Origin of the sequence: Levilactobacillus yonginensis (genome assembly GCF_003946265.1) — a bacterium.
In the GTDB taxonomy this organism is placed as follows: domain Bacteria; phylum Bacillota; class Bacilli; order Lactobacillales; family Lactobacillaceae; genus Levilactobacillus; species Levilactobacillus yonginensis.
The window spans coordinates 37,167-49,309 of the sequence record NZ_RHNO01000005.1 but is presented as its reverse complement, the minus strand read 5'-3'; the positions used below and the strand labels follow the sequence as shown (position 1 = coordinate 49,309).

Annotated in this window: 8 protein-coding genes; 4 read left to right on the top strand and 4 right to left on the bottom strand. The window is 49.8% G+C overall.

The window, feature by feature from the left end; translation table 11 throughout:
- Positions 1-2 precede the first annotated feature (2 nt).
- On the top strand, positions 3-1,466 hold the full coding sequence (locus tag EKM87_RS04035) for a UDP-glucose--hexose-1-phosphate uridylyltransferase (RefSeq protein WP_125682106.1): 1,464 nt from the start codon (positions 3-5) through the stop codon (positions 1,464-1,466).
- Between the two features lie 33 nt (positions 1,467-1,499).
- Positions 1,500-2,510 carry a LacI family DNA-binding transcriptional regulator gene (locus EKM87_RS04030; protein WP_125682104.1) on the top strand — a complete coding sequence of 337 codons (1,011 nt, stop codon included), beginning with the start codon at positions 1,500-1,502 and terminating at the stop codon, positions 2,508-2,510.
- A 546-nt stretch (positions 2,511-3,056) separates the two neighbouring features.
- On the opposite strand, the gene EKM87_RS04025 is transcribed toward EKM87_RS04030, so the two are convergent.
- The gene (locus EKM87_RS04025) at positions 3,057-3,509 is read right to left on the bottom strand and encodes a MarR family winged helix-turn-helix transcriptional regulator (protein WP_125682102.1); all 453 of its coding nucleotides are present in this window, start codon (positions 3,507-3,509) and stop codon (positions 3,057-3,059) included.
- 450 nt (positions 3,510-3,959) lie between these two features.
- Between EKM87_RS04025 and nrdJ the strand changes: the two genes are divergently transcribed.
- A complete protein-coding gene (gene nrdJ / locus EKM87_RS04020) occupies positions 3,960-6,209 on the top strand; it encodes a ribonucleoside-triphosphate reductase, adenosylcobalamin-dependent (protein WP_125682282.1) in 2,250 nt (749 codons plus the stop codon).
- A 746-nt stretch (positions 6,210-6,955) separates the two neighbouring features.
- On the opposite strand, the gene EKM87_RS04015 is transcribed toward nrdJ, so the two are convergent.
- The 3 genes from EKM87_RS04015 to EKM87_RS04005 form a co-directional block, all read right to left on the bottom strand.
- Positions 6,956-8,914 (bottom strand): M13 family metallopeptidase, encoded by a 1,959-nt coding sequence (locus tag EKM87_RS04015; RefSeq protein ID WP_125682100.1) that lies wholly within the window; start codon positions 8,912-8,914, stop codon positions 6,956-6,958.
- Between the two features lie 180 nt (positions 8,915-9,094).
- Entirely contained in the window at positions 9,095-9,598 is a 504-nt protein-coding gene (locus tag EKM87_RS04010; RefSeq protein WP_125682098.1) for a MarR family transcriptional regulator, read from the bottom strand.
- A gap of 575 nt (positions 9,599-10,173) precedes the next feature.
- Positions 10,174-11,058 carry a hypothetical protein gene (locus EKM87_RS04005; protein WP_125682096.1) on the bottom strand — a complete coding sequence of 295 codons (885 nt, stop codon included), beginning with the start codon at positions 11,056-11,058 and terminating at the stop codon, positions 10,174-10,176.
- A gap of 210 nt (positions 11,059-11,268) precedes the next feature.
- On the opposite strand from EKM87_RS04005, the gene EKM87_RS04000 reads away from it, so the two are divergent.
- Positions 11,269-11,694, top strand: a complete 426-nt coding sequence (locus EKM87_RS04000) for a universal stress protein (protein WP_125682094.1) — start codon at positions 11,269-11,271, stop codon at positions 11,692-11,694.
- Positions 11,695-12,143 lie beyond the last annotated feature (449 nt).

Sequence of the window (12,143 nt, the reverse complement as noted above, 5' to 3'; positions counted from 1 at the left end):
TTATGGCTAAAGACACAATTCAAACTTTCATTGATCACATTGTTTCCTCGCCAGCACCCTACACGGAGCTGGACCGCCAGTACGTGACTAACCGCATCTTTGCCTTGATTGGCGACGGTGCTGCTGCTCAAGCATCCTCTGACGAACCCATCGATCTGGTCAACGCCATGATTCAAACGGCCGTTGATCACGGCAAGATTGAAGATTCTCCGAGTCCTAAGGAAATTCTTGAATCACAACTGATGGACTTCATGACACCACTTCCTTCAGCCCTCAACCGGGGGTTCTGGGATCGGTATCAACAGAGTCCTAGTGCCGCAACTGACTGGTTCTATCAATTAAGTCAAAATAACAATTACATCAAGACGCGTAACATTGCCAAAAATGTGGTCTTTCCAGCGAAGACACCAGCTGGTGAATTAGAAATCACCATCAACCTGTCTAAGCCTGAAAAGGACCCTAAGGCGATTGCGGCTGCCTTGACGCAGAAGAAGACCAGCTACCCGTTGGACCAACTGTGTATGACCAACGAAGGGTATTTGGGACGCTTGGGTTATCCAGCCCGGAGCAATCACCGGATTATCCGGATGATGCTGGGTGGCGAAACCTGGGGCTTCCAGTACTCCCCATACGCTTACTTCTCCGAACATGCCATTTTCTTGGCCAAGGAACATCGGCCAATGGTGATCAACCAACACACGTTTACCAACTTGTTGGAAATCGTGCGGACACTGCCAACCTACTTCGTTGGGAGTAACGCCGACTTACCAATCGTTGGGGGCTCTATGCTGACCCACGACCATTACCAAGGTGGGAAGCACGACTTTCCAATGATGAAGGCCCCTATCGACCGGAAAATCGACTTGGGTGTGACTGGCGTAACGGCTGGCGTCGTTAACTGGCCAATGACCGACATTCGGTTAAGTGGGACCCGACCGGAACCACTGATCAATGCGGCAACGAAGGTCTTGAACAGCTGGATCGGTTACTCCGATGAATCCGTTGATGTGCGGGCCTACACGGGTGATACACGGCACCATACGATCACGCCAATTGCGTACCGTGACGGTGACGACTACGTTCTGGATTTAGTTCTGCGAGACAACCAGACGTCAGACAAGTATCCAGATGGTATCTTCCATCCGCACCAGGATGTTCAACACATCAAGAAGGAAAACATTGGTTTGATCGAAGTTATGGGTCGTGCTATTTTACCAGCACGATTGAAGAGTGAAATGGCGGAAGTCACGAAGTACTTGATCGACCAACCTAACAACATTGCGGACATGCATAAGGCGTGGGCTGACAAGATCAAACAGGACCACCAACTGACGTCAGAGAACGTCACTGAGGTCTTGCATCAAGAAATTGGGAACGTCTTTGCTCGGGTCCTGGCGGATGCTGGGGTCTTCAAACGCGATGCCGCTGGTCAAGCAGCATTGGATAAGTTTATTGCTCAGATTTAGTGTACAATGGATAAATAACATTTTGAGGGGGTGATGGTAATCGCAGCAACACTAAAGGATATTGCGCAGTCCGTTGGCGTGTCTCTGGCCACTGTATCGCGAGTTTTGAACTATGATCGAACCCTTTCGGTCAGTGAGTCAACTCGTAAACAGATTTTCGAAGTCGCCGAGGAATTGAACTACACTAAGCTTAAGCACCGGGCGTCGTCGTCAGCCAAACAGCTGAAGATTGCCATCGTCCAGTGGTATTCGAAGACCAAGGAACTCGATGACTTGTACTACATGTCGATTCGATTGGGTCTAGAAAAGCGTTGTGAACAACGTCATATTCTGGCTACTCGGTCGTTTCAAAATGACTTACAGGCCGTTGATACCGACGTGGATGCCATTATTGCTATTGGTAAATTCAGCCAACCACAAGTTGAGGCGATGGCCCAGCTGACACCTAATTTGGTGTTCGTTGACCAGGACCAACTGTGCCACGGATATGATAGCGTGGTCACGGACTTCCAGTTTGCCGTTAAACAAGTAGTGGACTTCTTCTGGCAACGGGACCAGCACCGCATTGGCTTGCTTTACGGGACTGAATGGACCACGGATGGTGAACTCGAAGTGATTGATCCCCGGTATAAGGCGTTCAAACAGGAAATGATGGCACGAGATGCTTTCGATTCTGACTTGGTCTTTGCTGGTGACTACACGAATCATTCGGGCTATCAGGAAATGCAAACGGCCATTGCTCAACTGGGGGATGACTTGCCAGACGCCTTCTTCGTTACGAACGATCCAATGGCTGGGGGTGCCTTGAAAGCCCTCCACGAAAATGGAATCGCCGTGCCCGAACGGGTGAAGCTGTTTAGCTTCAACGATACGACGATCGCCAAGTACGTCTTTCCAGAGCTGAGTAGTGTGCACGTGAACACGGAACTGATGGGGGCTACGGCCATCGACATGGTGGAAAATCGCCTGCAGACCGGTCGTTCAACGCCACAGCGGATTACCGTGGGTACTGAACTGATTCAGCGCGAGAGCACGTTAAAATAGACTAAAATAAGAGCGTTTAGGCCAAACTGGTCTGAACGCTCTTTTTGTATGTTCTACTAAAAATGCCGCCTACGGCTGCCAGGAATGGTACCGGCTGTGGGGACCGGTAAAAGCCTGTGGTGCGGTCTTTTACCTCGACTTGAAGCCGTGGATAGGGCACCACGTCTCCAAGCTCGTCCCACGCTGTAGACTGGCCAAAAACGCCAGTCAACACCGTCGACACAGCCGGTACCATTCCTGTCCGCCTTCGGCTACAGTGGTGGGGCAAGCAAATACAGCATTTGATAGTGTCCGCAGTCAAGGTTGGCTTGAAGCTAGATAAATTCTATCGATTAAAGCTAGTCTATTTTGACTGACGATTTGTTTTTAATTGATGACTGATCGTCGATATTTCGAGAAAATTTTGGATGTTTTCCTTGGGGAACGTACAAATGAATTCATTCTGAAAGTGTTAGTCTAACGTTGATTGTGAGTCAATGTAGCCGGAGGCGGTCCCCACAGCAGGCCCCCACCTGGCAACCGGAGGCGGATTGCTGGCAGTATGTTTTACGACTTAGATTTGCCTTGCAAAGGGGATTCAAGATCAGTGATCCGTTCACTCCAGGTCAGTAGATTTTCGTAGACGGTCTCCAAATCCGCAGGCTCCGGTTCACCCAGGACCTCTTGCCATAGGTGGTTCATTAGGCGGCGAATGCTGCGACTGGCGTCCTTGCCAGTCTGGGTGCTGGTGATCCAGACGGTGCGGCGGTCGCTCTGGTCAGTATGCCGTTCAATGTAGCCAGCTGTTTCTAAGCGCAACATTTCCCGACTAACGAGTCCCTTGTTGATAGCTAGTTCACTAGAAATTTGCTTGGCGGTGACGCGGTCGTGTTCACTGATGAAGAGGAGAAAATTGGCGTTACTGGCATTAAGTTCCGGTAAGGTTAAGTCATGGCTGATGGCGATTTGAAGACGGCGGTGCAGGATGCCAATGAATTTTCCTAATTGAATGATTTGCATGGGCGCCCTCCTTTTGGCAACAGTATAGCATAGGCTATGAGGACACAAACAGCTTAAGGCTACGGAGTTTCGTGCCACTTTACAGAGTCACCTTGCATAAGTGAATTGTCGGGGCCGTGAATGATTGTTGCGTGACCGGAAAAACGGCGAAATTTTTTTGAAAGGACCAACCACGTTACTGAATTAATTGTGTTTGAAGCGAGTCGTTTACTACCCATTTGGACTTGTGGTTCGATTGGGGCGAAGCCGGGGAGGTCAAAAGTTTTACGTGGTTTATCCAGTTACAATTAACTGCTGAGAAGGAAAAGTTGCGTGTTCGCCGCGCACTATGTTACATAGTCGGATTCATTCAAAAGTCTAGGGACAGTTCGATTTTTCTATATATTGTATTTTCAATTTGAATATTCTACCATATATGGTATACGTTTGAGACGGGAGTGAATGAGTTTGATGAATACAGTAACGACGCCGATGGTCACACTATCGGCTGATTTCATTAAAAAAACACAGGACGAGGTGACCCCACATTGGGGTGAATTAGGCTGGGTCACGTACAAACGGACCTACGCGCGATGGTTACCTGAGCAGCAACGGACTGAGGAGTGGCCAGAGACGGTCAAACGCGTGGTTGAAGGCAATATCAACCTTGATCCACGGCTACAGACGGGTGCAGTGGCTGACCAGGTGGTGGCGGACTTGACCCAAGAGGCTCAGAACCTCTACCGATTAGTCTACGGACTGGCAGCGACACCATCCGGCCGGAATTTATGGATCTCGGGAACGGACTACCAACACCGTAATGGGGATGCTCTGAATAACTGTTGGTTTATCGCGGTGCGGCCACAACCATATGGTGACAGTCACCTGGTTCCAGACTACTTGGAACAGGACCAGGCAGCGGTTTCCATGCCATTTTCCTTCATGTTTGATCAACTCATGAAGGGCGGCGGGGTTGGCTTTTCCGTAACACCCAACAACGTGCGTCAAATGCCCCGGGTTGACCGGCAAATTGATCTAACCATTGTGATTGATTCTCGGAGTGCGTCCTATGACGCCTCAGTAGCGTTAGGAGCTGTTGACCGGACTGATTGGATGCAGCACCATTCATTAGCGAAGACACGCTACTACCGGCTCCCAGATACCCGTGAGGGCTGGGTGTTGGCCAACGCCAACATGATCGACGCTCATTTCAATGCCAGCAATCCGGAGGGTCAGGCGCAAGTCGTCTTAGATATCAGTGATATTCGTCCTAAGGATGCGCCAATCCACGGCTTTGGTGGGACGGCGTCTGGGCCGATGCCACTGGTGGAGATGCTCTTTGACATCAACCAGATTTTGAACGACGCCGCTGGACGGAAATTGTCTGCGGTCGATTGTACGGATATGGGGAATTTAATTGGTAAAACGGTCGTTGCCGGCAACGTTCGCCGGTCCGCGGAACTGGCCTTAGGTGGTGCTGAAGACGACGACTTCATTACCATGAAACAGGATAAGGATAAACTGTATCATCACCGGTGGGCATCTAATAACAGTGTAGCGGTGGATAGTCAGTTTGCGGATTACCAACCGATTGCGGATTCCATTCAACATAACGGGGAACCCGGTATTGTGAACCTGGGACTTTCACGTGACTATGGCCGGCTGATCGATGGCCGACAACCCGATATTGATGGCGAAGTTGAAGGGACCAATCCCTGCGGTGAGATCTCTCTGAGTAATGGTGAACCCTGCAACCTGTTTGAAGTCTTTCCAAGCGTGGCCGAGGAACAGGGGTGGCAATTGGAAGACGCCTTTGCGTTAGGTGCTCGTTACACGAAGCGGGTGACCTTTAGTCATTACGATTGGGAGGTTTCCCGGAAAGTTATTCAAAAGAATCGACGGATCGGGGTCTCCATGTCTGGTATTCAGGACTGGATTTTAAAGACGTTCAGTCAACGGGTCGTGACTGGATTTGAAGCTAAAAAGGATACTGAAACTGGTCAGACGTTCATGCAGCCTATTTATAATCAGGCGGCGGTCAAACGGTTCAACGATCTCTTCGCGGCGGTCGTTCAAGCTGATAAGACGTATTCTGAAACGCTGGGTTGCCAGCCCTCGATTAAGCATACGACGGTCAAACCTTCCGGCACGGTGGCCAAGCTGGCTGGTGTCTCAGAGGGAATGCATTTCCATTATTCCCGTTACCTGATTCAACGGATTCGGTTCCAGGATAGTGATCCGTTGTTACCTGCTTTAAAAGCCTGTGGCTACAAGGTCGAGCCGGATGTTTACAGTCAAAATACCATGTGTGTGGAATTTCCAGTTAAGGCAGCGCATGCAGATCAATCAGCGTTTGCATCTGCGGGTGAAGTCTCCATGGCAGAACAATTTGCGACGCAGGCATTCCTCCAGACCTACTGGTCCGATAACGCGGTCAGTTGTACCGTGACGTTCCAACCCAAGGAAGGTGCGGAAATCAGTCGGCTACTGCTGCAGTACCGGCACACGATTAAGTCAACATCACTGTTACCTTACAGTGGGGCAGACTTTGAACAGGCACCTAAGGAACCCATTGATGAAGCAACTTATAACCAAAAGCGAGCTGAAATTTCGGCGGACGTGGCGGTCAAGTTTGCGGAAATGACGGGGCATCATGATCAGAAGGATGTTGAATTAGTCGATCAATCCGACTGTGCCAGTGGTGCTTGCCCAATTCGGTAAATGTCCGCCTCCGGCCGCCAGGGAGGACCCCCGCTGTGGGGGCCGGAGAAAGCCGAAGAGCGGTCTTTCTCCTCGACTGGCAACCTCGGGAAGTCACCGAGTTTCCCAGCCGCCCCACGGTGTAGGCTGGCATAGGACGCCAACCAACACCGTCGACACCGCGCGGGTCCTCCCTGTCGTCCTCCGGCTACATTAGTTGGATTTGGCAACTTCAACTTGAACTGGAAGATTGTGGTATAGCTTCCAGGTGGCTGGGCGTGGCAACCGTACTCTGTCGGTCGGGTTCTAAGTTAATTACCTAAAGGTTGAAAGCACTGAAACACCCACTATGTCTAATACGACGAGGATTTTGGGGCTTAGTCAGCCATAGTGAAAAATTGCCGCCTGACCGTTCGCCAATAATATCTGTCTACCAGGCATGTAAGCTAGCTTAGTTTCCAAAAACCCGTTTAACCGGAGGAGGTCAGAGGTGGAGCCAGCTGTGTCGACGGTGTTAGCCGATTTCGGCTTACAGCGTGGGATGTGTTTGGAGACTGGTGTTTTTCCCAGGCTTCAAACTGAGCCGGAGGACCGCTTCTCAGGCCGCAGGTGTTCCCCACAGCAGGCGGAATCTCTGACCGCCGCAGGTGAAAGTCGATGACGCCTTGTTATTCTTGGCTTGATAGCTTTAGTTAATAACGATTAATAGCGCAAAAAAAGTTCGAGACAATCAGTCCCGAACTTTTTTTTGCGAATTTTTAGAAATTCTACCAGATCTTAACGCGGTCGACAGGGGCCAAGTACATCTGGTCACCCGGTTGGACGTTGAAGGTCGTGTAGAAGTCGTCGAGGTTTTTGACCTGCACGTTGGCCCGTAGCTTGGCGGGGGCGTGGACGTCAATCGACAACAGCAGTTGCATGTATTCCGTGGTAGCCTTCATCCGCCAAACGTTGCCCCAGTTGATGAAGAATGCGCGGAGGTCAACGTCATCACTTGATTTAGCGGCTTCTAAGGCACAGCTTAAACCACCGGCATCGGCAATGTTTTCGGAAACTGTTAATTGACCGTTGACCTTTTGTCCGGCAAATTCAATGCCATCAAATTCATGGATCATCGACTTAGCCAGGTCCTTGAAATGGGTCAGGTCGGCTTCCGTCCACCAATTGTGGATGTTCCCAAATTCATCGAATTGGGAACCATTGTTGTCAAAAGCATGAGAGATTTCGTGAGCAATGACGGCCCCAATTCCCCCGTAGTTGGCACTGCTAGACTGCTGGAGACTGTAGAATGGTGCTTGTAGAATGGCAGCAGGGAAGACGATTTCGTTGTTGGAAGGGGAGTAGTAGGCGTTCACAGTATTCGCACTCATTTCCCACTTCTTCCGGTCAACGGGTTGGCCCCAGTGGCCGAAGTGGTTGGCAATGATGGTCTCGGTAATGGTTTGCAGGTTGTCATACAGTGAGGCTTGCTCGTCAATCTTAAACTTGCTGTAGAGGGCGTCGATAGTGTCTGGGTAGCCCACCTTGATAGTCAGTTTCTGCAACTTCACGATGGCCTTTTCACGAGTGTCCGCACTGAGCCAGTCGTTGGTCTTTAACCGTTGTTGGTAAACGTGGGTCATCTTGAGGACCATCTGCCGGACGTCTTCCTTGGCTGCTTCACCAAAGTATTTACGCCCGTAGTAGTCACCCACGACTTGACCAAACGTACCAGTGGCCAGGTAGTAAGCGGCCTTTTTCTGTGAACGGGCCTGCTTCTGACCAGATAGTGCCCGGCCATATGTCCCGCCAATCTGACGGAATTCTTCGGTTAAGGCCCCACTGGCATCGAAGACGGTCTTGACCAGCATCCAGCTCTTAATGGCCTCAAAGTTGGCCGGTGTCAGAATGTCATTGGCCGCGTCGAAGAAGAGTGGTTGGGGCAGAATGACTTGTTCAGGCACGTCGTTAATAACGCCTTTGATGGCGTTGGTCAAGTCAATGTTGGTTAATTTGGCGTCAACGTCCTTCAATGGGAAGGGGTTGTACATCTTGACGTAGTCGGCTGATTCTTCAGCGGACTTTACGTGAGGGGCAATCTGGGCATCAAAGTCCTTCGCTTGTTCCACGATGGTTGTGGCCTCAGCTTCGGCGTAGCCCGCCAGTTGTAAGAGTTTGACGGCCGTTTGCGTGAAGATGGGCATTAATTGCTTGGCTGCGGGATTGTCCTTGGCATAGTAAGTCTTGTCTGGTAAGAACAGGCTAGGGGCGTCAACGTACAGGGCGTATCGACTGGTATCTTTCATGTCGGGTTCGACACCCAAGTCGATTGGTACGGGGAGTCCTTTTTGGTACCACTCTACTAAATGAGCGTTTAAGTCTGCGAAGTCCTTGAGGTTGGCAATTTTAGTCAACCAAGGTTTCAATGGGGCGGTGCCATCGTTTTCGCGCCGGTCGAAATCGCTGGCTAAGGCGTATAGTTTTTTGAATTCGGCCATTTCCGGATTGGCGGGGGCCAGCTTGCCCGCTAAGAGGTCGGCAAAGTCAGCCATCAGAGTGTGCTCGATATTGTCGACTAAGTCCATGAACCCACCAGTTGAAGCGTGGTCGGCGGGGATGGTGGCTTGTTCAGCCCACTTGCCATTGACCGCGTCATAGAAGTCCTGGGTCAGTTTACTTTCGTCTACGGGAAACGCTGATGTTGAGCCACCGGCAGAAACATCAGACGTGAAATGATTAAGTCGCATACGGAATCCTCCTTGATTTTTCGTGTTACCTCAAAGGTTAAACCATTTGATGAGAAAAGGGAATTTTTTTGACACCTAGTTTTTAGTTGGCCAACCGGATTAGTGGGTAAACCAAAACGTGAGCTAGCGAGGTTGCCCACTAACTCACGTTGGTTCTATTCTGTTGTGATGGGTCACGACCTACTTATCGCCCAGTGCCTTCCGTTTCGTACGGAGAACGGGTCGTTGAAATTTCGGCCGGGTCCGATCCCAAACAGCAATATTTTGCTGATATTGCGTGAAGAATTCATTGATGTCGCCAGCAGTTAAGCTCGTTGGAATCTGTTCCCAGGCCGCTGCACTCTGCAGGAACGCCTGACGAATATCATTTTCAATCGCCGCCCCCTTAGGCGTCAGCCGCAGGTACTTCACACGGCGGTCATCCAACTTAGCCTCTTGTTCCACAAAACCATCCAACAGCAGCGCCCGTAGTTTTCGGGCAGCCGCAGAACGGGTGGTACGGGTCGAATCGGCCAGTTCACTCAGCGTAATATTGCGTTGCTCATGAATTTGCTTCAGCAGCAGGTACTGTTCAAAGCTGACCGAGTACTGACCCGTCACCTGTTCAGCGGCGTTGATCAGTACGCGAAAAATTTCCCGGTATTGACGCAGAAAAGTTTCGAATACTCTTTCTTCGTTTTGCATGATAACTCCCCCTAGGAAAACGAATTCAGCCGATTTGGTGCAATTTGCTGGTAAAATGACCAGCATTCTTCACTAACTCAGCATACCGTTATTATGCGGCCTGACGGGTGGGGATAAAAACAATTGCGCTTATCCACTGTGATTAAGAAAGGTCAGCTTGTTTTCTAAATCACAGTTGGGGAAGGAACTTGGTTGATGGCAAAAGAAAATCCGCTCATCTGACTGACACAGCAGGGATGAACGGATTAAGATAGTTATTTTAGAAACGAAAGTAAACTTGTTAACGATAGTGAAGGTTGCCTTGAGGACCAGTATGACAAGTCAACAAGTGAGCGAATTAAGTTGATTTACTCATGAGTTGCATGAGCCGGAGGTCGACAGGGTGGGTGGCAGCTGTGAAGGTGGTGTTAGCTCAGGTCCTTCGAGCTTACAGCACGGGACGATCTTCAAGCCTTGGTGGTTTGCCGAGGCTTGAAGTCGAGGAGAAAGACCGTACTTTGGCTTTCTCCGGTCCCCACAGCAGACACCCACCCTGTCGACCGGAGACGGTAATCAATGTTCACGCGCAAGCATTGCTATTTCGTCATGTAGATGTAGAGATGATCGGTAGAGAAACCAGTGTTGAACCGCACGCCGTTCGACCGAATCGTCTTGGTCGTCGTGGAGCTACTGTTCTTCTTTGCGTCCTTCAAAACCTTTTCAAACTTCTTGATGACGTACTTAGGTTTGGCATTGAGTGAGCCACCCAACAGCGCAAAGGTGGTCCCGAAATCCTTTTGGCCAGACTTCGTTTTCATTTGCTTAGTGGGTGTGATCAGTGCTAAGCCCATCAATTTACCATCTTGAACATTGCCCCGGACGGTGACGGCTTTGGTACTGATCAGGTTTTTCACGCCCGCAGCCGTATTCGTTGGCAAAAGGTCGTCCTTAGCAGCTTTTTTGGCTGTGGCCATCTGTGCTTGGAGTTGCTTGGCAGCGGCTTGTTGCTTTTGGACAGCGGCTGCAGCTGCGGCAGGATTCGTTTGGGCCAGGGCGGCTAACTTCTTTTTAGTAGCGGCTTGGGTCTTTTGCGCACTAGCTAATTGTTTTTGTACCTTTGCTGGTAAGTGGGTGGCAATCACCATTTGATTGTACTTTGCAGCGAACTTTTTGTAGTTAGCCAATGCTGTGACGTGTTTCACTGAAACGTTTTTGTGGGCCGTCCCAGCAGTGATTTTGACTTGTTGGTCCTTAGTAGCAGCTGGAACTTGGAAGAAGTAAGTGCCGCCGCTAACCTCGGCCTTTTGTTTCTGGCCACCATCGATTTGGTAGGTGACCGTTTTGGACTTGGTATTGCCTTTCACCACAGCGGTCAATGCAGTTGGGTGATAGCTACTTTTATTGGTGGTGAGCTTGTTACTAGAGCAGCCGGCTAGGGTCAAAGCTAAGAGTCCTAGGGCGCCCAATAAAAACTTTTTCATTTTATATCCATCCCTCAGTGATTGATTTACTCGACTTATCTTACCACAAAGTACTGATTAAGCGGGTGATGATATTCTCGAGATTTTCAGGAACAAATTAAATCGTGAAAAATGACGCAAAGGTCTTTTATGCGGTCGAAAGAATTGGTATGATAAAGGTGTTGAAAGCGATATCACCTAGATGGTTTACTATGGAAAGGACGGGATATTATGTATGAACGGATTTTAGTACCAATGGATGGGAGCAAGAACGCCCACGCTGCGTTGGTGGAGGCTACCAACTTGGCTAAGCAACTCGGTTCCAAACTGTTCATCGTGTCCGTCGCCAGTGATCAGACTTACGCCCACTACGGTGCAGAATTTGGCAGCGAAATCGTTACGCATTTTAAGGAAGACGCTGCGAAGTTTTTGGAGAGTGCCGTCACGGAAGTCGAAGCGCAGGGCGTGGCAGTCGAAACGAGCTTCAAAGTTGGGTTACCGAAGCCAACCATCGCCCAAACTTTACCAGCAGAATTAGGAACGACGTTGACGGTGATCGGTCGTTCCGGGGCGCACGGCATTGGGCGAGCAATCATGGGTTCCACCACTAGTTACGTGGTTCATCACTCTAAGACCAGCGTGTTAGTGGTCGACTAAGCAACAATTGCTTTTGCTATTATATCTTCAAAATTGGGGTTCTTGGTCAACCAGTCGTTGGCCAGGAACCTCTTTATGGATCATGAGTAAACAAAAAAGCCACTGACAGTGTCAGTGACTTTTCTAGTAAAGGCGTCAGACTACTTCTTGTTCTTTAACCAACGTTGTAAGTCTGAAATTTCGTCGCGTCGCTTCCGGTCCTTTTTACGGTTAACCTTCCGACGGCCTTGAACGCCATTTGGATGTGCTTTTCTCATTGTAAAAACCCTCGCTTAATTAAAATAACAATCGTGTGTTATTCTACTGGATATTCTCACAAAATGCAAGCCCCTCGCGGGATTAAGCAACTTCAGACCACCTATTAGCGTTGACGGGCCGCGTTTGCTGTGATTTGCTTAAAATTTTTTATCCGGCTCAGGGGACCCCACGGAAAGTGGTATATTGGAATT